Source organism: Lentzea sp. NPDC005914, assembly GCF_040629405.1.
Lineage (GTDB): Bacteria > Actinomycetota > Actinomycetes > Mycobacteriales > Pseudonocardiaceae > Lentzea.
In genome coordinates, this window is sequence record NZ_JBEXVQ010000036.1 from 1 (window position 1) to 26801 (window position 26801).

The window sequence follows — 26801 nt, forward strand, 5'->3', positions numbered from 1 at the left end:
TTTTCGTCCGGTTGACACCCCGATCCTGACGAAAAGCGTGTCCGGTTGACACCCCGATCCTGGCGCGGCAGACGATCAGGTACGACTCGTGACGGGACCCCACCTGAAGCGCACGTTAAAAGCTTGCCTCGGCTTCGCCTTCGGGTCGCCTCGCCTGCGGCATCGGGCGCCGTTGGGCTTGCTCGATGCGTGCGGGTGGCTGGTTAGCCGTTTAGGAAAGCTGCTGTTGCTGTTAGGGCGCTTTGGGATGAGCCTGCGTTTTCTACGAATACTGCGAAAGCGACGTTGCCGGTGTAGCCGACGAACCAGCCGTGTGCCGAGCCGCCGCCTGCTTCGGCGGTGCCGGTTTTGCCCCGCAAGGTGGAGAAGCCTGCCAGTTGCTTGGCGGTTCCGCTGGTGACCACCTCGCGCATCATCGACTGCAGGGCCGGGATGGCGGCTCGGGGTGGGGCGGCGCCTACGTCGTTCGGGGTGGCGGGCTTGCCTCGTAGCAGGGTTGGGGTGGGGGTTCGGCCCGAGGCGGCGGTGGCGGCTACCAGGGCCATGCCGAAGGGGCTGGCCACTACGTTGCCTTGGCCGAAGCTGTTCTCCACCTGTTGGTCGCCTGAGGCGGGCGGGACCTTGCCGGTGTTCGTTTCCACGCCTGTGATGGTCCAGTCGGCGCCTAGGCCGAAGCGCTTGGCCATCGCTGGGAGGGCGTCCGGGGAGAGTTGGTGGCCCAGTTGGGCGAAGGTTGTGTTGCAGGAGAGGGCGAAGGCTGTGTGGAACGGGGTTGAGTCGCGGCCGAAGTCGGCGTTCTTCACGTGCCGGGTGCCGACGGTGGCTTCGGCCGGGCACGGCAGGGTGGTGTCGGCGTTGACCAGGCCGGCTTCCATGGCGGCGGCCGCGGTTACGATCTTCATGGTCGAGCCTGGGGCGTAGCGGCCGATGAACGGGTTTGTGCCTGAGAGGGCCTTGTTCTGGGCCACCGCCAGGATTTCGGTCGTGGAGGGATCTACGGCGACGATGGCCGCGCCCTGCGATAGGGCGTCCACCGCCTTCTGGGCCGCTGCTTGGCGGGCCGGGTCGATCGTGACGGTGATCTTTTCGCCTGACACTGGCTTTTTGCCGTCCAGGGCGGTGAAGGTGCCGCCGGTGGTGATGCCCACTTCCCAGCCGTCGGTGCCCTTGACGTCGCCTACCTGGCCGGTGATGGCCTTGTAGATGCCGTCCGGGATGGTGCCTGCTACCAGGGGCTTGCCGTCGCGGCCCAGCAGGGCGCCGTCGGCCAGGGCTGCGCGGTAGGTGAGCGAGGCGCCCTCGGTGAGCTGCGGGTGGATGATCGTCGGCGCCCAGTGGACCTGCCAGCGGTTGCCGGACTTCTGCAGCGGGATCTTGATGTCGTACTTCAGGAGGCTGGTGTTCGGCAACGTCCACGTCACTGATGCGGCGACTTCCGCGGTGGTGGCGTCGGCGGTGGGTGGCGTGGTCGCGGCCAGGCGGGCCTGGTAGGCGGAGGTGCCCATGCCTGTTTTGGTGGCCCTGATCGCCGTGGTGGCGGCGTCCGACGCGTCAGTCATGTTGGCCGCGAGGGTGGCGTCCGAGCTGAACACCACGTTCACGAAGGACTGGGCCACGTCGGCCGGGCGGTCTGCCGGGCGTTCGGATGGTGGCGCCGATGTGGTTGATGAAGTTGCTGAGATGACCGGGTCCGGGCTCCAGAGCAGGGCGCCCGCCACGCCTAAGACGGTGGCGGTGGCTAGGGCGCCGCTGATCAGGATCCATCTACGGGTTTTGGGCTCCACTGTTAAGTCCCCCCAGGTAAGTGCTTTCCCCGGTGGGAGACTAACGCGAGCCTGCTGGGAATCCCTGAGTATTGATACTCAACCCAGCTGCGGGACGCGGGTCTGGTAGTGCTTGAGCAGGTCGGCGTTGGCCGCGTCGCCGCCTTCGACGTTGGCGCTGCGCCAGAGCGGCAGTTGCACACCGGTCTCGGTGGCCTTGTCGATCAGGCGGACCATCAGCAGGTTCCACAGGAACGTGGTGGCGAGGGTGGAGACCGCGGCGGTCACCGGGGCGTCGACCGGGTAGGTGGAGTCGCCTGGGGGGACCAGGTTGTCGAGGACGACGGTGGCCACCTCGGCGAGGGTGGCGCCTGCTCGGCGGGGGGCCTGGGCGCTGGCCGCTACCGACGTGACCGCTACTACCGGGCAACCCGCGTTGGCGGCTTCCTGGGCCAGTTCGACCGGGTAGTAGTTGACGCCTGAGGTGGAGAAGACGAAGAGGACGTCGTGCGGGGCGAGGCCTGCTTCGCGGAGGACCTCGCCCGCGAGGCCCGAGCGGCGTTCGGCCGAGGTGCTGCTGATGGCGCCGTGCATCGGGAGCAGTTCCGGGTGGTAGATCGGGCGAACGCAGGCCAGGCCGCCTGCCCGGTAGAAGGTCTCGGCGACCGCTGCCAGGGAGTGGCCGGCGCCCGCGGTGAGGATCATGCCGTCCGCCTGGACTGCCGCCAGCACGAGTTCGGCCACGTCGTCGAGCGCGGCCGCGTTCTGCTGTTCGACGCGCGTCAGGTGGGTGCGCACGAGGTTGCCGTAGTCGGAGCCGGTCACGGTGTCGGTCGTCATGCGGGTCAGTAGTACCGGATCGCAGGTGACCTCACCAGTAACCCGAGCACCACAAACCTCGATACGCGCGATGAGGACTCGTGTCGGCAGGGGGTGGGTTGGATCAGGCGGTACTACTACATCTGGGTCGTGCTGGCGGCGGTCTTCACGGCTGCCGGGGCCACGCACATAGCGCTTGCGATCACCTACTCCGAGTTGTGGCCGGTGTGGGTGGCGTTGGCGCAGCTCATCGTCGCTGGTGGATGTGCGCGTGCGGCGGTGCGCGCGCGGCCTTAGGCCAGGAGTTCGACGCCCAGGGCCGAGGCGGTGTGGAGGACGGAGTTGCGGTGACGCTGGGCCACGGCGAGGCCCGCGTCGCGCAGGACCGAGGCGTGGGCGCTGGCCGACGCCGCGGAGATGCCGAGTCGTCTGGCCAGTTCGGTGGTGGTGCAGCCGCCCGCGATGACTTCCAGCGCGGCGGCGCGGGTGCGGCCCAGGAGGGCTTCCAGCGAGCGTTTGCCGGTGGTGGCCATGTGCAGGTCGCGCGCGATCGGGTAGACGAGGACCGGCGGGTGGCGCTGGTCGCGGAGCATGATCGGGCGTTCCCAGCAGAAGTAGGACGGGACGAGCACCAGGCCCTGGCCGTGCAGGTGGACGTCCCGCTGGGGGAAGCGGGACTCGATCCGGAGCGTGGGCGGCGACCAGGCGATGGTCGGGTGCAGGGCGGAGAGCATGCCCTCGCAGCCGCCGTCCAGAAAGGAACGTGCCCGGACCGCGCGGTCGGCGTCGACGCCGGCGCGGACCTCGTCCCAGATCGGACCCAGCGCGTGGCGGTGGTAGGCGCGCAACGCCTCGCCGAGCGAGTCCAACGTGGCCACGTCGCCGCCGGCCAGCCTGTGGGTGCGCGGGTCGAGGCGTTGCTGGTTGCCCAGTTGGGCGAGGTCGGCGCGCAAGGACTCGACGGGCGTGGACAGGACGGCGTCGATGCCGGCGTCGAGGGCGCAGGAGCCCGCGGTGGGCGTGAGGAAGTCGGGGGAGTAGCCGACGGGTGGCGCGAGCTGCATGAGCCAGCGGGCGTCGTCGGGCAGGGTCGTTCGCACGTTCGCGCGCCACGTGCCGAACACGGAGGTCGCCGAACGCTGCCGCAGCACGTGCAGGCTCAGCAGGATCTCCCACATCGGGTCGGGACCAGGGGCGACACGCACCCTCGCCAGGTCCTCCGCCGTGAAGTGGACACGCAGCACGGCAAGCAGAGTGGCACAGCGTCTCAGGCCCTGTACCGGATTCGAGACGACTCAGCCGAACGGTGCAAACCGCACACTCTGCGTGGGTCCCGGTGGACCGTTGAGTGCTTCTACCTGGCTTTTTAGGGCTTGGCCGAATGTGGTGGCGGGTGGTCGCGGCCTGCCGACAAGCTTTTACCGAGCGTCGCGCCAGGGGTTCGGCGCCACCACTGAGGGGATCCGAGAGATGAAGCTTGCGAAGATCACCGGGGCGGTCGCCGCGGCCGGTGTCGCGATGACGATCTTCACCGCGCCGGTCGCTTTCGCCGCGCCCGGTGAGAACGTCATCCCGGCCGCCGCCGAGCTCGGCATCCAGGGTGAAGGCGTTCTGCCGCACCAGTTCCAGGTGCAGAAGACCGGCTACTGGTGCTCCGCTGCCGCCGCCCGCATCGCCCTGACCGCGCGGGGCAAGTACGTCGAGCAGTCCACGCTGGCGTCCTACATGCACGTCACGACGGACGGCCTGCCGAACATCAAGAACCTCGAGAACGCGCTGGACCACTACACCGGCTCGACCTACTACCAGGTCAAGCAGTGGTCGACCGACGCGCAGCTGCTGACCAAACTCAAGGCCGACGTCGTCTACAACGCCGACCGCGGCCACGCCGTCGTGATCAACGTGATCCGCCTGAACGGCCGCAACTACTCGGGCGGCCACTACGCCACGATCGTCGGCTACCGCGCCGGTGGCAACGAGTTCGCCGTGTCCGACCCGGCGTACGCGGGTGGCGGGCTTGCCTGGCTGAGCGCGTCCAACGTGTCGTCGGGCATCAAGCTCCGCCGGTACGTCGCCTGAGGTCCTCTGGCTTGTCGATGTCCGCACCGTCCGCCACGTCAGCGCATTCGACGTGGCGGACGGTGTTGGCTTTGAGGTAGTCGCGGGCGCCCTGGTCGCCTGCCGCGGAGGCCATCACGCCGGCGAAGTGGTCCGAGCCGATCAGGACCGGGTGGCCGATCTCGCCGTCGTAGACCGCGCGGGCCAGGACCGCCGGCTCGGCGAGGTCGATCAGGCGGTGCAGGGCGGCGGTGGTGACACCAGGTGTGTCCACGGGGAGCACGACCACCGCGTCCACGACGCCGATGGCGTGCAGGCCGGTTCGCAGCGACGAGCCCATTCCGGTGTCCCAGTGCGGGTTGTCGACGACGGTCACGCCGTCCAAAGAGGCCTTGGCTCGGACTTCGCCGGCGGCGGCACCGAGGACGACGACGACCGGATCGCACCCGGCGGCCTTGAGGAGTTCGGCCGCCGAGTCGACGAAGAGCTTGCCGTCCACCGAGACGAGAGCCTTGGGGGAGCCGAACCGGCGGCCTGCCCCCGCGGCTAGCAGGAGGCCGGCCACGCGCATGGCCTCGAATCTATCAAGCGATCCGGTAGCCGACCCCCGGCGTCGTCGCGATGATCGGCGGCTCACCGAGCTTGCGGCGCAGCCGGCCCACCGTCACCGTGACTGTGTTCGTGAACCGGTCCGCGTTCTCGTCCCAGACCCGTTCGAGCAGGTCCTCGGCGCTCAGGAAGCCGGGGCACGCCCGCAGCAGCGCCTCCAGCACGGCGAACTCCTTCACCGAGAGGGTCAGCTGCCGTCCGTCGCGAACGGCGGTCCGGCGCACCGGGTCCAGTTCGATCCCGGCCACGCGCAGCATCCTGGGCCTGGCGTCCGGCTTGCGGCGGGCCAGCGCCCGGATGCGCAGGATCAGCTCCGGGAAGTGGAAGGGCTTGGCGAGGTAGTCGTCTGCACCCAGAGTCAGCCCGCTGACCCGGTCGCCGGGCGCGCTCGCCGCGGTCAGCATCAGCACCATCGGCCGGTCGGCCCGCTCGGTGATCAGCTGGCACAGCACGTCACCGTGGAGTCCTGGCAGGTCCCGGTCCAGCACCACCACGTCGTACGGGGCGAGGTCGACGTTCTCGGCGGCGACCAGCCCGTCGTGCGCGAGGTCGACGGCCATCCCCTGGTCGCGCAGTCCTTCCGCGACGACCTCGGCGAGTGCGTGATCGTCTTCCACGACGAGGATCCTCACGCCGTCACCGGCACCTTCGCGGCCGGCAGCGTGATCGACACGCGCAGGCCGCCTTCAGGCCGGGCGAGCAGGGCGAGCCGGCCGCCGTGCGCGGCGGCGACGGCGGCCACGATGGACAGACCCAGACCCGAGGAGCCGATGCGCTCACCGCCGAGCCGTTCGAACGGCTGCGCCAGCCGGTCGACCTCCACCTGGTCGAAGACGCTCCCACCGGTCTCGACGACGAGCACCGTCTCCTCCTCGCCCGCGGATCCGGTGATCCTGACCCAGCCATCGGTCTCGTTGTGCGTCACGGCGTTGTCGACGACGTTGCCCACCAGTCGCGCCAGCAGCGCCGGACTGCCCTGCGTCACCGTTCCCGGCGGCACCTTCACCACCACGGTCAACCTCTTGGCCTCCACTTCGGCGGCCATCTCGCGCAGCGTCGCGCCGACGAGTTCGCCGAGGTCGACCGGGGCGGCGTCGGCGAACTCGCCGTGCTGTGCCCTGGCCAGCACGAGGAACCCGTCGAGCAGGTGGTCGACCCGGTCGAGCTGCACGCGCAGACGGTCCGCGAGCGCCACCGTCGAGGCCGCCGGGTCGGGTTTGGCGACCGCGACGTCCAGTGACGCCCGCATCGTCGCCAGCGGAGTGCGCAGCTCGTGCGAGGCGTTGGCGGCGAAGCGGCGTTGCGCGGCGAACGACACTTCGAGCCGTTCGAGCAACTCGTCGATGGTGTCGGCGAGGCCCTTCACCTCGTCGGCCGGACCGGTGACCGCGAGCCGCCGGTCCAGGCTGTCGGCGGAGATGCGCCGCGTGGCGCTGGTGATGGTCCGCAACGGCCGCAGCACCCGCCGCGCCAGCACCCGGCCGGCCAGCAGCGAGACGATCGCCATCACGATCAGCGCCACCACCGATCCGGCGAGCAGCTGGCGTGTCTGCTGCGTGTGCACCTCGGCCAGCTGGGCCTCCAGCAGCCGGATGTGCTGCTGCGCGGCGCCGAGGCTGCCCTGGGCGGGTGGGTTCCCGGCGGGTGCGATGTCGCTCGAGCCGCCGCCGGACAGCAGAAAGGTCAGCACCAGCAGCCCGGCGCCGGACACGAGGAACACGACGGCGTACAGGACCGTGAACCGTGCCCCGACCGTCCCGCTGCGCAGCCTGCTCATGGCCCCAGGATGCCCGGGAGGACCTAACACCGGCATGACAACGCCGGTTCGGACCGTGTTACCCGCCGATCGGTAGACCCGTCGCCATGCCGATCACCCAACTCCTCCGTCGGGAGTGGACCGCGTTTCGCCGTCCGGGCCGCCTGATCTCCCTGGCCGCCGCAGCCCTCACCGTCATCGCACTGGGCCTGCTTCTCGCCGCCGGCACCAGATCGTCCTGCGACGGCGCGTGCCTGGCCGTTCCCACCGCGGCCGACGGCTCCGTCGTCAGCGACACGTTCTGGTTCCGGCATCAGGACCTCGGCCGTGAAGGCAGCATCACCGCCCGGATGACGTCGATGACCGGGACGATCACCTATCCGCCGCCGAACCACGACCAGATCGTGTCCGGGCTCGTGCCGTGGGCGAAGGCAGGGATCATCGTCAAGGACGGCGTGCGGCAGGGCTCGCACTATGCCGCGCTCGCGATGACCGGTAGCCACGGCGTGCGCTTCCAGCACGACTACGAGCACGACGTCGCCGGAAGCGCGGGCCTCGTCTCGGAGCAGTCCCCGCGCTGGCTGCGCCTGTCCCGTTCGGGCGACACCATCACCGGCTCGGAGTCGGCCGACGGCGAGCAGTGGCGCGCCGTCGCGACGGCGAAGCTCGACGGACTGCCGGACACCGTGCGGGTCGGGCTCTTCGCCACCTCGCCCGGCGATCTCACGCTCCGCAGGACCGGCCTCGGTGGCGCGATCGAGGAGGTTCGTTTCACCCAGGCCGTCGGCGTCTTCGACAACGTCGTCGTCGAGGGCGGCACCGGCCCGTGGGCCAGCGAGCCGATCGGCGACATGAACCACACCGACTGGGAGAAGTACCACAACGCGTCAGGAGCCGTGGAGGACAACGGCGTCATCACCGTCAGCGGCGCCGGTGACATCGGGCCGATCGGCGAAGGTGGTGCGCGCACCGTCGAGAAGTCGTTGCCGGGCCTGGTGATCGCGCTGATCATCGTGATCGTCGTCGCGGCTCGCCACGGCGCTCGGACTGCCCGTGAAACGTCCTCCCGGCAGGTGATCGCCGCCCGTGCCGCTGTCACCGGGGCGGCCACCTTCGTCACCGGACTGGTGGCCGTCGGGATCGTCGTCCCGGCGACCTCCGCGATCCTGATGAGCAACGGCATCCCCACGTCGCCGGTGCCGCTGCTGACCGGAGCCCGGGTGGTCGTCGGTGTCGCCGCGGCGCTCGCGCTCTGCTCGGTCCTCGCCTACGGGCTCGGCGGGTGGCTGCGCCGCGGCTGGGCGGCGATCCTCATCGGACTGTCGCTGGTCGCCGTGCCCTACGCCGCCACCGCGTTCCCGCTGCTGCCCGACGCGGTCTCGGAGTGGCTGCTGCGGCTCACCCCGGCCGCGGGCTTCGCCGTCAAACAGACGATGGTGGAGTATCCGCAGGTGACAGCGCACTACGCGCCGTCGGCCGGGTTCTTCCCGCTGCCGTGCTGGGCCGGGCTCGCCGTGCTGGGCGCGTACACGGCCGCCGCGATGTGGCCGGCCCTGCGCGCACCTAGCCCAGGTGCTCCAGCAGCATCGACGAGGCCGCTTCAGGGATCTCTTCGGGAATCCAGTGGCTGACGTCCTCGACCATCTCGAAGCGGTACGGCCCGGTGCACCACTTCTCGGTCTCGAACGCGGCCACGGACCCGAACGCCACGTCCTCGGTGCTCCAGACGTACATCGTCTTGACGCTGACCTTGTCCGCGGCGCCGTGCGGCTTGCCGGCGCGGTACCAGTTCAACGCCGCCGTCAGTGCGCCCGGCTCGCTCAGCCGTTGGACGTACTCCTCGACGTGCGAGGGCCGGACCCGCCACTCGAACATCTGCTTGATGGCGTGGGCGTTGTTGTCGAGCATGCGCTTCTCCGTGCTGCGCTCACGCCAGTCACGCATGTACTGCGAGCGCATCGCCTGCTCTTCGTCGGTCTGCAGGGCAGTCTTCAGTGCACCGGGGTGCGGCGTGGAGAACACGGAGAGCGTGCGCAGGCGGTCCGGGTGCTCGATCGCGGTCCACCACGCGACGGCGCCGCCCCAGTCGTGGCCGACCAGGTCGAACGTGCCCCAGCCCAGCGCGTCGGCCATGGCGATCACGTCACCGACCAGATGCGTGACGGTGTACTCGGAGGCCTGCTCCGGGCGCACGCCGGGGGAGTAGCCGCGCTGGTCGGGGGCGACCGCGCGGTAGCCGTTCACGCCCAGCACCGCGACCTGGTGCTCCCACTCGATGGCGGCCTCGGGAAAGCCGTGCAGCAGCAGGACCGGGCGGCCGTCCTCGGGGCCGGACGCGATGGCGTCGAAGGTGCCGGCTTCGGTCTCGATGCTGATGTGCTCGATCACAGGTTCGAACAATACTGCTGTGACCTGGCTCTCAAGATCCGAGCCGAAAGACGTGGCCGCACGAACACCGGGTGTGCATCCGCATGTCGACGTGCTGAAACCGCCAGCCGATACGAATGCCGTCGTGCTCGTGCTGCACGGCGGACGGGAACACGGCACCGAACCCGTTCGGCGCCACAACCTCGCGTACCTGCGGATGATTCCGCTGGCCCGGGCCCTGCGCGCGCCCGGTGTCGAGGTATGGAACCTGCGCTACCGGGTCCGCGGGTGGAACGCGCCGAGCCTCGACCCGGTCAAGGACGCGCGGTGGGCGCTCGACAAGATCGCCGAACTGCATCCGGGCAGGCCGGTCGTGCTCGTCGGGCATTCGATGGGCGGCCGCACCGCCCTGAGGGTGGCGGGGCATCCGAGCGTGGTCGCGGTGTGTGCGCTCGCGCCGTGGATCGTGCCCGGTGAGCCGTTCGAACAGCTCAGGGGCAAGGCGCTGCTCATCGCGCACGGCGACCAGGAGCGGATGACCGACCCGGCGAAGTCGCTGTGGTTCGCGCGGCAGGCCAAGACCGTGACGGACCGGGTCGCGCGGTTCAGCGTCGAGGGGGACGGCCACGCGATGCTCAAGCGGGCGCGGGACTGGACCAGGCTGGTCGTCGACTTCGTGCACGGTGAACTCGGGCTCGAACCGGTGGCACCGGACATCGCGAATGCCATGCGGGAGGCCTCGCCGCGGGGCCTCGACGTGCCATTGGGAGGTTCGCGTGGCTGAGGTCGCCGTCATCGGAGCGGGGGTCGCCGGGCTCACCGCCGCTTATGTGCTGCAACGCGAGCACGACGTGACGTTGTTCGAGGCCGACGACAGGCTCGGCGGGCACGCGCACACGCACGACATCGGTGGAGTGGCGGTGGACTCGGGGTTCATCGTCCACAACGAACGGACGTACCCGAACCTGATCCGGCTCTTCCGCGAGCTCGGCGTGTCCACTCAGGACTCCGAGATGTCGATGAGCGTGCGGTGCGACGGGTGCGGGCTCGAGTACGCGGGTGCGAAGAAGCTGCCGGGGCTGTTCGCGAAACCGGGCAACGCGACGAACAGCCGCTACCTCAGGATGCTGTCGGAGATCACGCGCTTCTACCGGCACGCCCAGCGCGTCCTGGACCACGAGGAGGCGCACGACGTCACGCTCGGCGCATTCCTCGTGATCGGCGGCTACTCGCGGTACTTCGTCGACCACTTCGTCATCCCGCTGGTCAGCGCGGTGTGGTCGTCCGGCGCGGCGCTCAGCCTGAAGTACCCGGCGTGGTACCTGTTCGAGTTCCTCGGCAACCACGGCATGCTGTCGGTCGGGGGCACGCCGCAGTGGAAGACGGTCGTGGGCGGCTCACGCACGTATGTCGACCGTGCGGTGAAGGGGTTGCGCGCCGTCCACGTCAGCACGCCGATTCGCGCGGTGATGAGGACCGGCGGTGGCGTGGAGATCCGTGACGACGACAACGTGCTGCACAACGCGGACCACGTCGTCATCGCCACGCACCCGGACCAGGCGCTCGGACTGCTCGCCGATCCGACGCGCGAGGAGAAAGAGGTGCTCGGCGCGTTCCAGTACTCGCGCAACGAGACCTGGCTGCACACCGACGCCTCGATCCTGCCGCGCACGAGCGGGGCGAAGGCGTCGTGGAACCTCTACAAGCGAGCGTGCCACGAGGCCGATGAGCAGGTGCTCGTCAGCTATCACATGAACCGGCTGATGCGGCTCGACGAACCGCGCGACTTCGTGGTCACGCTCAATCCGCACGATGTCGACCCTTCGAGCGTGCTCGCGCGGATGGTGTACGAGCACCCGATCTACACGCCGGAATCCGTTGCGGCACAACGACGTCTTCCCGTGATCAACAGCACGACGACCGCGTACGCCGGCGCGTACCACGGCTGGGGCTTCCACGAGGACGGCTGCGCGTCAGGAGTGCGTGCGGCCAGGCACTTCGGGGTCGACTGGTGATTTACGACGTCCTCATCACCCACGCCCGCCGCGAGTTGATCGAGCGGACTTTCAGCCACCGCGCGTACATGTGGCTCGTCGACCTCGACGAGCTGCCCCGCCTGCCCTGGTGGGTCAAGCCGTTCGCGCGCTTCGAGGCCCGCGACCACGTCGGGTCGCCCTCGAAGTCCATTCGGGAGAACCTCGACGAGTGGCTGGCCGGCCGGGGGATCGAGCTCGGCGGAGGGCAGGTCCTGATGCTCGCCAACGCGCGCGTGCTGGGCTACGTCTTCAACCCGCTGTCCGTGTACTGGTGCCACGACGCGTCCGGAGCGCTCGTGTGTGTGGTCGCGGAGGTGCACAACACCTACGGCGGACGTCATTGCTATCTGCTGCGCACGGACGACCAGGGCCGGGCCTCGGTCGACAAGGAGTTCTACGTCTCCCCGTTCCTCGAGGTCGACGGCCACTACGTGATGAGGCTGCCGAAACCAGGAAGTCAGCTGTCCGTGACCATCGCGTTGCGGCAGAACGGGAAGACGACTTTCAGCGCCACGATGAAGGGCACGCGCAGCACGGGGCTGCGGATGCTCCTCAGACGGCCGCTGATGCCCCAGCGCGTGTCCGCGCTGATCCGCCGCCATGGCATCGCTCTGTACTTCAAGCGTCTGCCGATCGTTCCCAGGAGTGGTGATTGACTTCCTTCCCCTCGAACAGGAGGAATTCCGGCGGCTCGCACCGCCGGGGTTTCTGCTTCAGCGCCGACGGCCCCTTCGGACTGTTCCGTTGAGGTCTTACGTTGGCTCCACAGACTGTCACCGCCAGCCCGGCGGCCAAAATGTTGCGCGCAGCGTTGATGTCCCGGTCGTGCGTTGCACCGCAACCGCATGTCCACTTACGTACGTTCAGCGGCATCGCGGCAGCGAGCGCGCCGCAAGCCGAGCAGAGCTTGGACGACGGGAACCAGCGATCGACCACGATCATTTCCCGCCCGTGCCAAGCTGCTTTGTACTCCAGCATCCGACGGAACTCCCGCCAGCCGGCATCGCTGATGGAACGGGCGAGACGATGGTTGCGGACGATGTTCGACACAGCCAGGTCCTCGACAACGAGCGTTTGGTTCTCGCGCACGAGTCGAGTGGTCACCTTGTGCAGATGGTCAGAGCGCCGGTCGGCGATCCGGGCATGGATACGGGCGACCTTGGTCCGGGCCTTCGCCCTGTTGTTGCTGAGCTTCTGCTTGCGGGACATGGCGCGCTGAGCTTTGGCCAAAGCGAGCCGGTCCCGGCGCTCGTGCCGAGGATTGACGACCTTCTCCCCGGTCGAGATGACGAACAGGTGATTGAGACCGGCGTCGATACCCACCGCCGTGCCTGGGCCGGGCAGCGATATCTCGATTCGATCGTCACAGAGCAGGGATGCGAACCAACGTCCCGCAGCGTCGCAGGACACGGTCACCGTCGAAGGAACCACTCCCGTGGGCAACGCCCGGGACCAACGTATGTCCAGTGGCTCGGACATCTTCGCCAGCGTCAGTGCTCCGTCGCGGAATCGGAACGCCGACCGGGTGTATTCGGCGCTGGCACGCGACCTCTTTCGCGATTTGAAGCGCGGGTACCGGGTACGTCTGGTCCAGAAGCCGACGAATGCCGCTTGGAGGTGCCGCAGCGCCTGCTGAAGCGGCACAGACGACACGTCATTGAGAAAAGCGAGTTCGTCGGTGCGCTTCCACGCGGTCAGCATCGCCGATGTCGTGGGGTAGTCGGCTCGCTCCTGGCGCAGCGTCCATGCCTCCGTCCGTGCCTGCAACGCCAGGTTGTACACCAGGCGGACACACCCGAACGTGCGCGCGAGCTCAGCCGCCTGCGCTTCAGCCGGATAGAAGCGGTACTTGAACGCCCGCTTCACGTGGCCACACATCGTTCGCATTCTAACAATCCGCCGAGTCGCTTCTTCTCCACCTCTGGGCTGGGGTCTCCACGGAGGAACTCAAATGAGCACGTTGTCCTTGCCCCGACCCGGCCAGGGCATTTGGCCGGGTCTGTTCACGACGCCGCGCTCGCCCCTGCGCGCGCGGATCGCCGAGTCGTTGTTCCGCAACGCGGTGCGCACACTGCCGGTGACCGTCCAGTTGCCCGACGGCAGGAGGTGGGGCGCGGGTGGCCCGGTCATGCGGCTGGTGCGGCCCGCGGCGTTCTTCCACCGGCTCGGCGCCGACGCCAAGATCGGCTTCGGCGAGGCGTACATGGTGGGCGACTGGGCGTCCGACGAACTCGCGGACGTGCTGTCGGCGTTCGCGGCACGGCTGACCACGCTGATCCCGCCCGGTCTGCAGCGGATGCGGCGGTGGGCGGAACTGCGCCAGCACGAGGTCAACGACGTCGCGGGTTCGAGGCAGAACATCCACCGGCACTACGACCTGTCGAACGAGCTGTTCGCGGCGTTCCTCGACGAGACCATGACGTACTCGTCGGCGTTGTTCGAGAACCGCGACATCGACCTGCACACGGCCCAGCTGCGCAAGATCGACGGCGTGCTCGACTACGCGGGCGTTCGCGCGGGGTCGCGGGTGCTGGAGATCGGCACGGGCTGGGGCGCGCTGGCGATCAGGGCGGCCGAGCGGGGAGCGACCGTCACGTCGCTGACGATCTCAGCGGAACAGCGGAAGCTGGCGCTGGACCGGGTGAGGGAAGCGGGCCTCCACGATCGAGTGACGGTCGAGCTGCGTGACTACCGAGAGGAGCACGGGCAGTACGACGCCGTCGTCAGCGTCGAGATGATCGAGGCAGTCGGTGCCGAGTATTGGCCCGCGTACTTCTCGATGCTCGACCGGGTGCTCGCGCCGGGCGGCCGGGTGGGGCTGCAGGCGATCACCATGCCGCACGACCGCATGCTCGCGAGCAAGGCCACCTACAGCTGGGTTCACAAGTACATCTTCCCCGGTGGGCTCATCCCGTCGGTCCGGTCGATCGAGGAGTCGGTGCGCGACCACACGCGGCTGCGGATCGTCGAGACGCGCTCGTTCGGGCCCGACTACGCCGAGACCCTTCGCCGTTGGCGCCACACGTTCCTCACTCGTTGGGACGAGGTGGAACAGCTCGGCTTCGACGACACGTTCCGCCGGATGTGGGAGTTCTACCTCGCCTACTCGGAGGCAGGTTTCCGCGTTGACTACCTGGGCGTACAACAATTTGCCATGGCCGAACGGCTGGGCCATTAGGACCATGTTCTACCCCAAAAGGGTGCTGGTCGCCCCACCCGGCTGGACTTCGTGGTCCTCTTGGATGCAGGCGGTATCAAACGGCTCGCTGCGCTCTCTACTTCAGTGAAGCCCCTAGTGTCGCTGTAGTGGAGGAGGTCGCCGGGATGGTCCAACCCACAGCCGTGCGGACCGGTGGCGGTGTAGGCGTCCTCGCTCCCGAGGACACTTGGAACCAGCCAACGGTGCCCATGCGCCGTCGGGTGCGCCAGGCACCGGTCTCCAACCAGTGGCTCGCCGAAGCCGAGTTCACGGATCTCGTCGACGCCGCTCTTGCCGGAGACAGACGGGCGGTCGAGCACCTGCTCGGCCGCATCCAGCCGCTGATCGTGCGCTACTGCCGCGCCCGCGTCGGTGGCCGCGAACGCACTCTCGTCTCGGCCGAGGACATCGCGCAGGAAGTCTGCGTCGCGGTGCTCGGCGCGTTGTCCAAGTACCGCTACGAGCCGGGTTCGTTCCTGGCCTTCGTGTACGGCATCGCCGCGCACAAGGTCGCCGACGCCCGCCGCCGTGCCGTCCGCAACCGCGCCGAGGTGGTGCCGGAGCTGCCGGACTGCCCGTCGCTGGAGCTCGGACCGGAGCAGCACGCGGTCAACGGCGAGATGATGGCCCAGGTCACGCGGCTGCTGCACAAGCTGCCGGCCCGCCAGCGCGAGATTCTCGTGCTGCGGGTGGCGGTGGGGCTGTCGGCGGAGGAGGTCGCGCTGGCGGTCGAGTCGACGCCGGGTGCGGTGCGGGTCGCGCAGCACCGCGCGCTCACCCGGATGCGGGAGATGATCGCGGAGGAGGGCTGACTCTCAGGTCGGCTTGCCCACGGTCACAGGTATGACCCGTTTCGAGGTGATCACCGGCATCGCGGCGCCGCCGCGGCACGTGTTCGATCTCAGCCTGGACGTCGGGGTGCACACCGCGTCGATGGCGGGCTCGGGCGAACGGATCGTCGGTGGCGTCACCTCCGGCCGGATGCGGCTGGGCGACACGGTCACCTGGCAGGCCAGGCACTTCGGGCTGCCGTGGCGGATGACCTCGCGCATCTCCGCGTTCGATCCGCCCGGCTACTTCGTCGACGAGCAGGTCGAGGGGCCGTTCCGGCGCTGGCGGCACGAGCACCACTTCGAGCCGGACGGCACCGGTGGCACGGTCATGCGTGACGTCGTCGACTTCGCCGCACCGCTCGGCCCGCTCGGGCGCCTCGCCGAGTTGTTGGTGCTCGACCGGTACATGCCGCGGCTCATCCGCCTGCGCAACGAGCACCTCATGCGCTCGGGACTGCAGTCCTGAGGTCCGTGAACGCCGCGACCAGGGCCGTGACCAGGATCAGCGCGCCGAAAACGACCAACGCGACCGTGCCGCCCACCGCACCGGCCAGAAATCCGCCCAGCACCGGCGCGAGCGGGGTGAGCACGCGGGCGGCGAGCGTGCCGACGGCGTCCACGCGGCCCATCATGTCCTCGGGGACGAGCTCGGTGTGCAGCGCGGACACCGTGACGTTGATCAACGGCGTGACGATCGAGAAGAGCATGAGGGGCACGAACGGCCAGTAGACGCCGAACGGGAGTGCCATCGCGAGGTCGCAGAGGCCGAAGACGACGAGCACCGCCACCATCAGCTTGCCGGGCGCGAGCGTGATCCGGGGAGAGACGAGCGCGCCGAGGATGCCGCCGACGCCGATGCCCGCGAACACGACGCCGATGACGAACTCCGTGCCGCCGTGCTCCTGGACGAGCGCGATCACCGGCAGCACCGTGGCGCCGCCGAGCAGGTTGAGCACGAGGAAGATCAGCGTCAGGTTGCGCAGGCCCGTCTGGTGCCAGAGCCACCGGCCCGCGTCCTTGAGGTCGTGGTGCATGCGCTGCTGGGGCTTTTGCTGCTCGGCACGGGCGGGGAGCTTGGCGAACCAGGCGCACGCGGCGGACACCGCGAACGTGATCGCGTCGACGACGAACGGCACGGCGTTGCCCAGCGCCATCAGCAGCGGGCCGAGCGGAGGACCGGCGACCCGTGCCGCGTGGCCGCGGGCCTCCTCCTGCGCGAAGGCGGTCTTGAGCTGGTCCTTCGGGACCACGGCCTGGATCGCGGTGGCGCGGGCGGGCCCGGCGAACGCGGTGCAGACGCCGTCGACGGCCACCAGCGCGACTAGGACGGCGACGTGGGCGTACCCGGCGAGGACCGCGACGGCCAGCCCGGCGGCGGTCGCTGCCTGCACGGACTGGCTCCACACCAACGTCTTCTCGCGGTCCCACCGGTCCACCCACACACCGGCCGGCATAAGGGCGATGATCAGCGCGGCGGCCCGTGCGCCGGGGACGACGCCCGCCCAGAAGTACGACCCGGTCTGCGCGAAGACGAACAGCGGCAGCACGAGCGTCGTGATCGTCGTGCCGAGCTGCGAGACGGCACCGCCCGCCCACAGCAGCTGGAATTGGACGTTCTTCCTGAGCGGGACCCCCACGGGGATCATTCCTAACGCATGAGTGTCGGTGCCGGGTGGCAAGGTTGTCCGCATGGCTGACCCGGACTACGACGTGCTGCTCACCGGCACCGTCTTCCTCGACATCATCTTCACCGGCCTGCCCCGCCCGCCGGAGCCGGGGACAGAGGTGTGGGCGGAGGGCCTCGGGTCGTGTCCGGGTGGGATCGCGAACCTCGCGGTGGCGTTGCGCAGGCTGGAACTCAAGACGGCGCTGGCGGCGGCGTTCGGTGAGGACGCGTACGGCGACTTCTGCTGGGACGTGCTGGCCGACCAGGAAGGCGTCGACCTCTCCTACTGCCGTCGTTTCTACGGGTGGCACTCGCCGGTGACGGTGTCCATGGCGATGGAGCGCGACCGTTCGATGGTCACGCACGGACACAAGGCGCCCGTCGTGGCAGACGATCTGTTCTGTCCGCCGCCGTCCACCAAAGCCTGTTTTGTGCACATTCAGGCAGAGGACGAGCAATGGGTGCGCACGGCCAAGGAGAACGGCGCGCTGCTGTTCGCCGACATCGGCTGGGACCGCACCGGGGCGTGGTCGCCGGAGCTCTTGCGCCGCCTCGACGGTTATGACGTGTTTCTGCCGAATCACGTGGAGGCGCAGGGCTACACGCGCACCGATACCCCGGAGGCCGCCGCGCGCAGCCTGGCCGAGCACGTGCCGGTGGTGGTCGTCACACGCGGGGGCGGGGGCGCCGTTGCCGTCGACAGCGCTACCGGTGAGGTCGTGGACGTGCCGGGGCTGAACGTCGCGCAGCTCGACGCGACAGGTGCCGGTGACGTGTTTGGGGCCGGGTTCGTGATGGGCACTCTCGCCGGGTGGCCGCTCGAGCACCGGGTGCGGTTCGCGAACCTGTGCGCCGCGCTGTCCGTGCAGCATTTCGGTGGTTCGCTGTCGGCTCCGGGCTGGGGCGACATCGCGGTCTGGTGGCGGACGGTGAGCAGGAGGCCGGACGAGGAGCTGACGCGTTATGGCTTCCTGGACGACCTGTTGCCCGACCACTCGGGTGTGGAGGTGCGGAGGGCAAGTCCCACGATCGGCCTGCGACTACTCCGGTAGGTTGAAAGCAGTCGATCAGCGGACGCAACCTCACGGGCCTCTCGCGCGACTTATATGTAGGGATCTCTGGGGTTTGGTTCGGAAGGAGTTGCGGGTTGTTCGCCGCACGCGCGTCAGGCTTGGTCAAGTTGCTGGGGTTGTGCCTGACGGCGGGTGTGCTCCTCGCCGCGATGGTGTTCCCGTTCGTCGGAGGTCTCGGGCTCGCGTCCAACCGCGCGGCCGACGAGGTCGACAAGACGTCCGGTGATCTCGCGAAAGCGGAGTTGCCGCTCGTCACCACCATCCAGGACATGAACGGCGACCCGATCGCCTACCTGTACGACCAGTACCGGATTCCGCTGGCGTCCGGGGACATCTCGGACACCATGAAGGCCGCGATCCTCGCGATCGAGGACAAGCGGTTCTACGAGCACCGCGGCGTCGACTGGCAGGGCATCGCCCGTGCCGCCGCCAAGGCCGGTGTGGACGGTGGCGCGACCCAGGGTGCCTCGACGCTGACGCAGCAGTACGTCAAGAACTACATGGCGTTCGTGCTCGGCGCGGACAACGAGCAGGAAGCCTGGGAGAAGGCCACCGAGGCGACCGTCGGCCGCAAGCTGCGCGAGGCCCGCATCGCCCTGCAGCTCGAGCAGGAGGTGTCGAAGGACGAGATCCTCGCCGGCTACCTCAACATCGTGCCGCTGGGCAACCAGACCTACGGCGTCGGCGCGGCGGCCAAGGCGTACTTCAACACCACGGCCGACAAGCTGACCGTCCCGCAGGCCGCACTGCTCGCCGCGATCGCGAACCGGCCGTCGTCGCTGAACCCCGGCGCCTCCCCGGAGAAGGCGCTGGAGCGTCGCAACATCGTCATCGACAAGATGAGCGAGAACGGCGCGTTCGGCACGGACCAGGCCGAGTCCAAGAAGAAGGCCGAGGAGTACAAGGCGGCGCCGCTGGGCGTGGTCGAGAACCTGCAGCTGCTGCCCAAGGGCTGTGTCGGTGCCGGCGACGGCCCGATCTACGGCTTCTTCTGCGACTACCTGCTCGACTACCTGCGCGCGGCGGGCATCACGAACAAGCAGCTGCAGCGCGGTGGCCTCACGATCAAGACCACGATGGACCCGAAGGCCACGAGGGCGGCCAAGCAGTCGGCCGAGCAGCAGGTGCCGAAGACCCAGAACGGCATCGCGAACGTCATGTCGGTCGTCGAGCCCGGCAAGGACAGGCACAAGGTCCGCGCTCTCGTCGCCAACCGCGACTACGGCAACAGCGCGGAGCTCGGCCAGGTCGCCCGCCCCGTGCCCGCCGAGGTCCTCCCGTTCGGTCCCGGCTCGGTGAACAAGGTCTTCACCGCCGCCGCCGCGCTGGAGAACGGCGTCACCGGCATCGACAAGACCATCGACGTCCCCGCCTCCTACACCTCGCGGGCGTACGCGAACGGCGGCACGCCCTGGACGATCCACAACGCCGGCACCTACTCGGACAAGATGTCGCTCACCCAGGCCCTCGCGACCTCCCCGAACACGGGGTTCGTGATCCTGCAGGAGAAGACGGGCCTGAACAAGGTCGTCGACATGGCCTACCGCCTGGGCATGCGTGACACGCTGAGCAGCGTGAACCGCGGCGGCGAGCCCCTGAAGCAGGACGGCTCCAACGGCCCGTCCCAGGGCGACTGGACGAAGCAGGCCAACGCGGGCTCCTACACCCTCGGCCCCGGCGCCACCAGCATTCTGGAGCTGGCCAACGTCGCCGCCACCATCGTCTCCGGCGGCACCTGGTGCCCGCCGACCCCGGTGGAGAAGGTCATCGACCGCTACGGCAAGGAAATCGCGCTGAAGGAAAAGCCCTGCGAGCAGGCAGTGGCCCCGGACCTCGCCAACTCGCTGGCCCAGGGCCTCTCGCACGACGTCGTCTCGCCCGGCACCGCGGCAGGCGCCGTCCCGCCGGGCTGGAACCGCGGCATGATCGGCAAGACCGGCACCACCGAAGAGCACAAGTCCGTGGCCTTCATGGCCGCCACCATGCAGTACGCCGGCGCCGTCATGACCTACGCCGACGGCAGCAACCCGCAGGTCATCTGCGCCAACCCGATCCGCCTCTGCCCGGGCTCCTCGGCCGGTGTCTACGGCGGCCAGGTGGCCGCGCCGACGTGGTTCAACGCCATGAAGGTGATCCACGAGGGCCTGCCGGTGGTCCCGCTACCGCCCGCCGCCGCTCGCTACAAGTAAGGCCTGGTTGATCGCGGGGCCGCCGGACGCCAGACGCGTCTGGCGGCCCTTTGCTTTGCGCGAGTCGGGCAGCCACCCGCGGGGCAGCCGGGGCGGGGAGCTGTGGCAGGTCGGGCGGGCCGAGCGCCCGCCAAGGCTGCCGGGTAGGGGAGCGGTGGCGGGTGGGCGAGGGCCGGGTGGGCCGGGCGTCCGCCAGGGGCCGCCGGTTGGGGGTGCGGCGGATGGGCGTGGGTCGTGTGAGCGGGCACCCGTCACGCGCTGCCGGGTTAGGTGCGGCGGCGGGCGGGGCGAGCGCCCGTCAACGACTGCCAGGTGAGGGAGCGGCGGCCGGTGGGAGTGGGTCGCGTGGGCCGAGGGCCCGCTAGGCGCAGCCGGGTGAGGTGCGGTGGCGGGTGGGCGACGGTCGGCCGGGCCGACCGCCCGCCAGGGCAGTCGGGCGAGGGTGCGGTGGCGGTGGCGGGTGGGTGTACGTCGCGTGAGCCGAGCGCCCGCCAAGGCTGCTGGGCGAGGTGCGGTTGCGAGCCGAGCACCGGGTCATCGGACGCCAGGTCTGTGGGCGAGGCTGGGCTGGCCCGAGCGGAGCGCCCGTCAAGGGCCGCCGAGGGAGGTGCGGCGCCGGGTGGACGTGGGTTGGGCGGGGCGGGCGCCCGTCAGGGGCTGCCGGGTGAGGTGCGATGGCGGTGGGCGACGGTCGGCCTGACCGAGCGCCCGCCAGGGCAGTCGGCCGGGAGCGAGTGGCGGGTGCTGGGACATGGGCACTTGATCGGCCGCGAAGGCGAAGCCGAGCCGTTCTCAGGCCTTCAGATGCGGTGCGAAGCCGAAGGCGAGCAACCCTGCCGCCACTGGCGATGCGAAGCGAGCCGTCCGAACCTCTACCGCTCTGAGCTGCGGTGATGACGTGCCCAGCTTGGCGATTGGGGCTTGACTTCGAGTGCGAGATGCTACCGTTGAGGGAACGGCCGGGCTCCTTATGCCCGGCCTTTTAAGGCCGATGAAGCATCTCGCTAGAGGCTCGAAGTCAAGCCCCAATCGCAATCGTCGCGAAGCGGCGATGACTTGACCCGGCCCGTCTGGACCTGCGCGCCCATCCACGCAAGGCGACCGGCCCGCACCGGTGACCCCTCCGCTGGAACGCGACCAGCCGAAGCAAGGTGACCACCCACCAGCCCCCGGAAGCCGGATCGCACCCGCAGGGTGACCATCCCGCACAGGGCAGGCCCAACCCTCCGCTGGAACCACCCCCAAGGCCACCGCAAGGCGCCCAAGCGGCCCCAGCCACCCCTCGTAGTCACCCCAAGCCGCACCCGGCCCCTAAACCCACCCAGCAACCTTTCACGATAAAGCGACTGACCAGTACAAACACCAAGACCGGGATTGGTCTAAAACGGCTTGACCAGCCCACCAGCCGCTCAGCTACGCATAGTGACGAGCCGTGGGCCTCGTCACCTAAACGCCCACATCGCTTGCCTCTGCTGGTGACGCGAGGTTACGTTCACCGCCGCATGTCACGGTTCGATAACCGCAAGGACACGGATCACCCCCGAAACGGTCCAGTCCGACCAGGGCTCCACCAAGGCCCGCCGGCAGGCCCCGAATCCCGCCGGCGGAACCCAAGGAAGCCCACGAGCAGGGCAGCGAAACGCCCGGCGACGTCAGGCCCCCGAAGCCAGAAGACGCCGCCAGGCCTCGAAGCCCGGCAAGGCGCCAAGGCCTCCAAGCCGAAACGCACGAAGCGGTTAGCGGACTCCCCCGAGTGCATGGAGGCAAGTCTTGGCACGGCATCGAGCGAAGGGTCAGCTGGTCGACGTTCTGGCCAGAGTGGACCTGGACCGCAAGAAGGCCGTAGCGGCTGTCGTGGCCGCAGGCGCCCTGGCCGGCGCGGGTTTCGCCCAGGCGATGGCCACGGTCACCCCCGTCGACCGCATCGTCCCCGTCGCCGCGACGAAGGATCTCGCGGCGGTCATGACCGGGCAGCAACAGCAGCAACCCGCCGGTATTCGCACGATCCACTCGGTCGACACCGGTGGTGAGACGCGCAAGCTGTTGCAGGCCGAGCAGATTCAGGTGCAGTTCACCGTCCGCGAGGCGCTCAAGTCCGCGGAGGGCGCTTACGTGAAGCGCCAGGAGGCCGAGAAGGCCGAGCAGGCTCGCGTCAAGGCCGAGGAAGAGGCCAAGCGGCCCCAGTGCGTCCGGCCGGCGCAAGGGACGTTCACGTCCGGCTTCGGCGCGCGGTGGGGTACCAGCCACATGGGTGTCGACATCGCCAACGCCATCGGCACGCCGATCGTGGCCGCGATGGACGGCACCGTGGTCGAGGCCGGGCCCGCGTCCGGGTTCGGGTTGTGGGTTCGCATTCAGCACGAGGACGGCACGATCACCGTCTACGGGCACATGAACACCATCGACGTGCCGCAGGGTGCGAAGGTCAAGGCCGGGCAGCAGATCGCGACGATCGGCAACCGCGGCCAGTCGACTGGGCCGCACCTGCACTTCGAGGTGTGGGCCGGCGGCTCCGAGAAGATCAACCCGGTGGGCTGGTTGGCGGCTCGCGGAGTCTCGCTCCAGTAGTAATCTCCGGCCACGCCGCCAAGAACTGGCGGCGTGGAACCCGGAGCGAGCACGTGATCTACCGCAGCCCCCTGCCCGCGGTGGCCGTCCCTGCGATCACGGTCCCCGCGCACGTCCTCGCGCGCCGCGACGGCAAACTGGCGTTGCGAGACGCCGTCACGAGCGAGAGCCTCACCTACGCCGAGCTGAGCACGCAGGTCGAGCGCACCGCGAAAGGCCTTGTCGCCCAAGGGATCAAGCCCGGCGACGTCATCGCGGTCGCAAGTCCGAACCGGCCGATGTACGCGGTCGGACTGCACGCGATCATGGCCGCCGGTGCGACGGCCGCGCTCATCAACCCGGTCCTCACGCCGCAGGAGATCGAGCGGCTCAAGGCCCTCGCGAACGTCAAAGCGACGCTGAACCTCGACGACCTGCCGGAAAACGACGCGGCAACGCTCCCGCGAACAGACCCGGCGAGCACGGCCGCCATCCTGTTCTCCAGCGGCACCACGGGTCTCACCAAGGCCGTCAAGCTGAGCCACCGTGCGCTCGTGGCCAACCTGGAGCAGCAACGCCAGGGTTGGCGCATCGACGAGACGGACGTCCTCGCCGCGAACCTGCCGTTCTTCCACATCTACGGCTTCGCGCTGATCCTGAACTCGGGCCTGCTCGGCGGCGCCACGCTGATCACCATGCCCCGCAGCGACGCCGGCACGTACCTGCGCCGCCTCGAAGAACACAAGATCACCCGCGCGTTCCTGGTGCCACCCTTTGCCGCCGCGATCGCGGACCACGAGGAAACAGCCACACCGCATCACCTCAAGCTCGTCCTCTGCGGCGCCGCCCCACTCGACGACGCCATCCGCCGGCAGGCCGAACTCAAGCTGAACGCGCCCATCCGCCAGGGCTACGGCCTCACGGAAGCGGGCGGCACGCACCAGACGTTCGACGGCGACCTGGAGACCGACCCGAAGAGCGTCGGCGTGCTCAGCCCCGGCACGGAGGCGCGGATCGTCGAACCCGGCACCACCGAGGACGCGGAGCAGGGCGAGCTGCTCATCCGCGGCCCGCAGCTCATGGACGGCTACCTGAACGACGACGCGGCCACGCGACAGGCCTTCGTGGACGGATGGCTGCGCACAGGCGATCTCGTGCGTGTCCACAACGGCCGGTTCTACGTCGTCGACCGCATCAAGGAAATGATCAAGTATCGGGGCTACCAGGTCGCGCCCGCGGAGCTGGAAGCGTTGTTGCGCAGGCATCCCGGCGTCAGGGACGCGGCGGTGGTCGGTGCGCCCGATCGGGTTAACGGCGAGGTGCCCAAGGCCTTCGTGGTGACGCAAGGCGACGTCACGGCCGAGGAGCTGATGGCGTTCGTGGCGGCGGAGGTGGCGCCTTTCAAGAAGGTGCGCCAGGTTGAGTTCGTGGACGAGATACCCAGGTCGGTCTCCGGCAAGATCCTGCGCCGGCTGCTGAAAGACGCGGAGTAGTGCGCGTTCTGATCACCGGTGGCGCCAAGGAGCTCGGCAGGGCGTTCAGCGAGGTCCTTGGCGCGCAAGGGCATCACCTCGTCATCACCGGCCGCGACGAGAAGGCCCTCGACGCCGCGGGAACCGAGCTCAGGGCACAGGGTGCCGACGTCGAGACGCACGTAGCGGACCTGGGCGACCCGCACGCGACCCCGAAGCTCATCGAGAGCCTCGGCGGAGTCGACGTGCTGGTCAACAACGGCGCGCTCGGCGGACCGGTCGGGCCGACGTGGGAGGTCGACGAGAACGACTGGTGGCGCACGTTCGAGGTGAACCTGCGCGGCACCGCGTCCGCCATGAACGCCGCGATTCGCACGATGACCAGTGGACGGATCATCAACGTGGTCAGCAACGCCGGTGTGCACCGCTGGCCTTACGTCACGGCGTACTCCGTGTCGAAGGCGGCCGTGATCAAGCTCGGCGAGAACCTCGCGGTCGAGCTCAAACGCCGGCCGATCGCGGTGCTGAGCTACGACCCCGGCATGGTCGACACCGGCCTGATGCGCCGCGGCTGCGCCCCGCACACGGACGACCCGGACCTGCTACGGGTGTCGCAGTGGACCAGATCTCAGCGCGACGAGGGCAGGTTCACCCCGGTGGAGCAGTCGGCCGGTCTTTTGGCCCGAATCGTGAGCGGAGAGTTCGATCACCGTTCCGGCGGGCTCATCACGCAGAAGGACCACTGAGAACCGATATTTCTTCGTGTAGTGCATTTAGGCCCTTCCTCACCGACAGGTCAACCGGGATCGTCGCGAGAGGCCCCCCGAATCGCCCACAGGAGGCGTTGTGCCTGTCGGAACATCCTCCGCTGCCATCACCCTGGCGGCGGCACTCGAACCTGCCCACCTCGAGTTGGCGCGCAGTCCGTTGCACGTCGAACTTCCCGACGACGTCAGAACACGGGTCGCCCGCTGCCGTGAGTTCGTGCTCGACGTCAGCGGCTCCGGACGCGCCATTTACGGCGTCACAACGGGTTTCGGTCCGCTCGTCGAGTTCGAGGGCCGCGCGGACGGCGCCGGTCAGAGCGACAACACGATCATCCACCACATCGTCGGGCACGGTGAGCTGATGGCACCGGCGATAGCCCGTGCGGCCGTGCTGGCGCGGCTGTTCGCGTTGGCGCAAGGGCGATCCGGAGTGTCGGAGCACGTCATCGTCGCGCTGATCGCCATGCTGGGCACGGAATTCGCCCCCGCGGTGCCACGGCTCGGCTCGGTCGGCGCGAGCGGTGACCTCCAGCCGCTGGCCTACGTCGCGCATGCGTTGCGAGGTAACGGGAACGCGTTGTTCGAAGGTCAGCTCATGCCGGCGGAGGACGCGCTCAACCGAGCGGGCCTCGCGACACTGCAGCTGGACGGGCGGGACGCGCTCGCGTTGGTGAACGGCGTTTCGGTGACCGCCGCGGCACTCGGACTCGCTGTGGCACAGGCGAACCGCTCGCACCGGATCGCGGAGCTGTTGTCCGCCTTGATGACCGACGTCCTGGGCTGTGGCACCGAGTTCACCTCGGTCGGACTGCTGGCCGCGTTCGGCCATCCGGACGTCGCGGACACCGGCGCCGCCATCAGGACCTGGCTCGAGGGCAGCACACCATCGCGTGAACGCCCGCTGCAGGAGGCCTACAGCATCCGCTGCACGCCCCAGCTGATCGGCGCGGCCGGCACGAGCGTGCGGCACGCGGACGAGGTGGTGCGGCGCGACCTCAACGGCGTGAGCGACAACCCGTTGTTCTTCCCCGAGAGCGGGGAGGTCCTGCACGGCGGCAACTTCTTCGGTCAGCCCAGCGCCTTCGCGGCCGACCAGCTCAACGTCGCACTGGTGCAGCTGGGCAACCTGGCCGAACGCCAGCTCGACCTCCTGGTGGATCCCCACCGCACCAACGGGTTGCCGCCGATGCTCAGCCCGCAGCCGGGCAGGCATCACGCGCTGCAGGGCGTGCAGCTCTGCACGACGGCAACGGTGGCCGCGATGCGCCGCGCCGCCACGCCCGCCTCCGTGCAGAGCCTGCCGACGAACCTGCACAACCAGGACGTCGTCCCGTTCGGCACCCAGGCCGCGTTCACCGCGCTCGACCAGTCGGGGCTGCTGCGCTACCTGCACGCGGGGCTCGCGATCGGGCTGCGCCAGGCGGTGCACGTCGGCGCGCGGCGTCCGCTGGCGCCGAAGCTCGCGGCGGTGTTCGACCGGATCGCCGAAGAAGTGCCGCCGATTGTGGAAGATCGGCCACTTGACACCACCCTGAGCCGCGTCGCCGATCTCCTCGACACCGTCGTGTCCGAAGTGGAGGGTGTGCGATGAGCGCCCCGGTCTGCGCGCCCGCCTGGGGCCACACCTGGGTCGACCTGCCCGTTCTG

24 protein-coding genes are annotated in these 26801 nt (G+C 69.2%); 15 read left to right on the forward strand and 9 right to left on the reverse strand.

Going from position 1 to position 26801, the window contains the following annotated elements; genetic code table 11:
• Positions 1–203 precede the first annotated feature (203 nt).
• Positions 204–1718, reverse strand: coding sequence for a penicillin-binding transpeptidase domain-containing protein (locus ABZ345_RS37070; RefSeq protein ID WP_359859310.1), 1515 nt, complete (start codon positions 1716–1718; stop codon positions 204–206).
• A 144-nt stretch (positions 1719–1862) separates the two neighbouring features.
• Entirely contained in the window at positions 1863–2603 is a 741-nt protein-coding gene (locus ABZ345_RS37075; protein WP_359859312.1) for an SIS domain-containing protein, read from the reverse strand.
• Between the two features lie 93 nt (positions 2604–2696).
• Between ABZ345_RS37075 and ABZ345_RS37080 the strand changes: the two genes are divergently transcribed.
• Positions 2697–2879 (forward strand): hypothetical protein, encoded by a 183-nt coding sequence (locus ABZ345_RS37080; RefSeq protein ID WP_359859314.1) that lies wholly within the window; start codon positions 2697–2699, stop codon positions 2877–2879.
• On the opposite strand, the gene ABZ345_RS37085 is transcribed toward ABZ345_RS37080, so the two are convergent.
• A complete protein-coding gene (locus ABZ345_RS37085) occupies positions 2876–3826 on the reverse strand; it encodes an ArsR family transcriptional regulator (protein ID WP_359859316.1) in 951 nt (316 codons plus the stop codon). The two genes, ABZ345_RS37080 and ABZ345_RS37085, sit on opposite strands and share 4 nt — an antisense overlap.
• A 226-nt stretch (positions 3827–4052) precedes the next feature.
• On the opposite strand from ABZ345_RS37085, the gene ABZ345_RS37090 reads away from it, so the two are divergent.
• On the forward strand, positions 4053–4661 hold the full coding sequence (locus ABZ345_RS37090; RefSeq protein WP_359859318.1) for a C39 family peptidase: 609 nt from the start codon (positions 4053–4055) through the stop codon (positions 4659–4661).
• Here ABZ345_RS37090 and ABZ345_RS37095 read toward each other — a convergent pair.
• The 3 genes from ABZ345_RS37095 to ABZ345_RS37105 are packed head-to-tail and all read right to left on the reverse strand — an operon-like array spanning position 4636 to position 7026.
• Complete coding sequence (locus tag ABZ345_RS37095; RefSeq protein WP_359859320.1) at positions 4636–5211, reverse strand: nucleotidyltransferase family protein; 576 nt, start codon at positions 5209–5211, stop codon at positions 4636–4638. The two genes, ABZ345_RS37090 and ABZ345_RS37095, sit on opposite strands and share 26 nt — an antisense overlap.
• A 13-nt stretch (positions 5212–5224) precedes the next feature.
• Entirely contained in the window at positions 5225–5881 is a 657-nt protein-coding gene (locus ABZ345_RS37100; RefSeq protein WP_359859322.1) for a response regulator transcription factor, read from the reverse strand.
• Positions 5878–7026: a HAMP domain-containing sensor histidine kinase gene (locus ABZ345_RS37105; protein WP_359859323.1), complete on the reverse strand. Its 1149-nt coding sequence runs from the start codon at positions 7024–7026 to the stop codon at positions 5878–5880. Before ABZ345_RS37105 ends, ABZ345_RS37100 begins: the two co-directional genes overlap by 4 nt.
• A gap of 86 nt (positions 7027–7112) precedes the next feature.
• Between ABZ345_RS37105 and ABZ345_RS37110 the strand changes: the two genes are divergently transcribed.
• Positions 7113–8636, forward strand: a complete 1524-nt coding sequence (locus tag ABZ345_RS37110) for a hypothetical protein (RefSeq protein ID WP_359859325.1) — start codon at positions 7113–7115, stop codon at positions 8634–8636.
• Here ABZ345_RS37110 and ABZ345_RS37115 read toward each other — a convergent pair.
• Complete coding sequence (locus ABZ345_RS37115; RefSeq protein ID WP_359859327.1) at positions 8569–9393, reverse strand: alpha/beta hydrolase; 825 nt, start codon at positions 9391–9393, stop codon at positions 8569–8571. The two genes, ABZ345_RS37110 and ABZ345_RS37115, sit on opposite strands and share 68 nt — an antisense overlap.
• A 91-nt stretch (positions 9394–9484) precedes the next feature.
• On the opposite strand from ABZ345_RS37115, the gene ABZ345_RS37120 reads away from it, so the two are divergent.
• From ABZ345_RS37120 to ABZ345_RS37130, 3 genes are read left to right on the forward strand one after another with little or no spacing between them, the layout of a single operon-like run.
• On the forward strand, positions 9485–10156 hold the full coding sequence (locus ABZ345_RS37120; RefSeq protein ID WP_359859329.1) for an alpha/beta fold hydrolase: 672 nt from the start codon (positions 9485–9487) through the stop codon (positions 10154–10156).
• A complete protein-coding gene (locus tag ABZ345_RS37125) occupies positions 10149–11387 on the forward strand; it encodes an FAD-dependent oxidoreductase (RefSeq protein ID WP_359859331.1) in 1239 nt (412 codons plus the stop codon). Before ABZ345_RS37120 ends, ABZ345_RS37125 begins: the two co-directional genes overlap by 8 nt.
• The gene (locus tag ABZ345_RS37130; protein WP_359859333.1) at positions 11384–12064 is read left to right on the forward strand and encodes a DUF1365 domain-containing protein; all 681 of its coding nucleotides are present in this window, start codon (positions 11384–11386) and stop codon (positions 12062–12064) included. The genes ABZ345_RS37125 and ABZ345_RS37130 overlap by 4 nt, the downstream gene beginning before the upstream one ends.
• Here the strand turns inward: ABZ345_RS37130 and ABZ345_RS37135 are convergent.
• The gene (locus ABZ345_RS37135) at positions 12027–13274 is read right to left on the reverse strand and encodes an RNA-guided endonuclease TnpB family protein (protein WP_359859335.1); all 1248 of its coding nucleotides are present in this window, start codon (positions 13272–13274) and stop codon (positions 12027–12029) included. The genes ABZ345_RS37130 and ABZ345_RS37135 overlap by 38 nt on opposite strands.
• An 85-nt stretch (positions 13275–13359) precedes the next feature.
• Between ABZ345_RS37135 and ABZ345_RS37140 the strand changes: the two genes are divergently transcribed.
• The 3 genes from ABZ345_RS37140 to ABZ345_RS37150 all read left to right on the forward strand — a co-directional run bounded on the left by ABZ345_RS37140 (position 13360) and on the right by ABZ345_RS37150 (position 15906).
• Positions 13360–14586, forward strand: coding sequence for a cyclopropane-fatty-acyl-phospholipid synthase family protein (locus ABZ345_RS37140; protein ID WP_359859337.1), 1227 nt, complete (start codon positions 13360–13362; stop codon positions 14584–14586).
• 146 nt (positions 14587–14732) lie between these two features.
• The gene (gene shbA / locus ABZ345_RS37145; protein ID WP_359859339.1) at positions 14733–15419 is read left to right on the forward strand and encodes an RNA polymerase sigma factor ShbA; all 687 of its coding nucleotides are present in this window, start codon (positions 14733–14735) and stop codon (positions 15417–15419) included.
• Between the two features lie 31 nt (positions 15420–15450).
• Positions 15451–15906, forward strand: coding sequence for an SRPBCC family protein (locus tag ABZ345_RS37150; RefSeq protein ID WP_359859340.1), 456 nt, complete (start codon positions 15451–15453; stop codon positions 15904–15906).
• Here ABZ345_RS37150 and ABZ345_RS37155 read toward each other — a convergent pair.
• A complete protein-coding gene (locus ABZ345_RS37155; protein ID WP_359859342.1) occupies positions 15881–17077 on the reverse strand; it encodes an MFS transporter in 1197 nt (398 codons plus the stop codon). The two genes, ABZ345_RS37150 and ABZ345_RS37155, sit on opposite strands and share 26 nt — an antisense overlap.
• Positions 17078–17129: 52 nt before the next feature.
• Between ABZ345_RS37155 and ABZ345_RS37160 the strand changes: the two genes are divergently transcribed.
• The 6 genes from ABZ345_RS37160 (at position 17130) to ABZ345_RS37185 (ending at position 26745) form a co-directional block, all read left to right on the forward strand.
• Positions 17130–18158, forward strand: a complete 1029-nt coding sequence (locus ABZ345_RS37160; RefSeq protein WP_359859344.1) for a PfkB family carbohydrate kinase — start codon at positions 17130–17132, stop codon at positions 18156–18158.
• A gap of 95 nt (positions 18159–18253) precedes the next feature.
• Positions 18254–20368 (forward strand): transglycosylase domain-containing protein, encoded by a 2115-nt coding sequence (locus tag ABZ345_RS37165; protein WP_359859346.1) that lies wholly within the window; start codon positions 18254–18256, stop codon positions 20366–20368.
• Positions 20369–22138: 1770 nt separating this feature from the next.
• Positions 22139–22936, forward strand: coding sequence for a M23 family metallopeptidase (locus ABZ345_RS37170; protein WP_359859348.1), 798 nt, complete (start codon positions 22139–22141; stop codon positions 22934–22936).
• 53 nt (positions 22937–22989) lie between these two features.
• Positions 22990–24408 (forward strand): AMP-binding protein, encoded by a 1419-nt coding sequence (locus tag ABZ345_RS37175; protein WP_359859350.1) that lies wholly within the window; start codon positions 22990–22992, stop codon positions 24406–24408.
• Entirely contained in the window at positions 24408–25133 is a 726-nt protein-coding gene (locus ABZ345_RS37180; RefSeq protein ID WP_359859352.1) for an SDR family NAD(P)-dependent oxidoreductase, read from the forward strand. The genes ABZ345_RS37175 and ABZ345_RS37180 overlap by 1 nt, the downstream gene beginning before the upstream one ends.
• Before the next feature lie 100 nt (positions 25134–25233).
• Positions 25234–26745: an aromatic amino acid ammonia-lyase gene (locus ABZ345_RS37185; protein ID WP_359859354.1), complete on the forward strand. Its 1512-nt coding sequence runs from the start codon at positions 25234–25236 to the stop codon at positions 26743–26745.
• Positions 26746–26801: the final 56 nt, after the last annotated feature.

What these genes read in the sequence shown, in the direction of transcription:
- ABZ345_RS37075 (WP_359859312.1), bottom strand. Translation starts at nt 2,603, where the DNA reads ATGACGACCGACACCGTGACCGGCTCCGACTACGGCAACCTCGTGCGC.
- ABZ345_RS37090 (WP_359859318.1), top strand. Translation starts at nt 4,053, where the DNA reads ATGAAGCTTGCGAAGATCACCGGGGCGGTCGCCGCGGCCGGTGTCGCG.
- ABZ345_RS37095 (WP_359859320.1), bottom strand. Translation starts at nt 5,211, where the DNA reads ATGCGCGTGGCCGGCCTCCTGCTAGCCGCGGGGGCAGGCCGCCGGTTC.
- ABZ345_RS37105 (WP_359859323.1), bottom strand. Translation starts at nt 7,026, where the DNA reads ATGAGCAGGCTGCGCAGCGGGACGGTCGGGGCACGGTTCACGGTCCTG.
- ABZ345_RS37110 (WP_359859325.1), top strand. Translation starts at nt 7,113, where the DNA reads ATGCCGATCACCCAACTCCTCCGTCGGGAGTGGACCGCGTTTCGCCGT.
- ABZ345_RS37140 (WP_359859337.1), top strand. Translation starts at nt 13,360, where the DNA reads ATGAGCACGTTGTCCTTGCCCCGACCCGGCCAGGGCATTTGGCCGGGT.
- shbA (WP_359859339.1), top strand. Translation starts at nt 14,733, where the DNA reads ATGGTCCAACCCACAGCCGTGCGGACCGGTGGCGGTGTAGGCGTCCTC.
- ABZ345_RS37150 (WP_359859340.1), top strand. Translation starts at nt 15,451, where the DNA reads ATGACCCGTTTCGAGGTGATCACCGGCATCGCGGCGCCGCCGCGGCAC.
- ABZ345_RS37160 (WP_359859344.1), top strand. Translation starts at nt 17,130, where the DNA reads ATGGCTGACCCGGACTACGACGTGCTGCTCACCGGCACCGTCTTCCTC.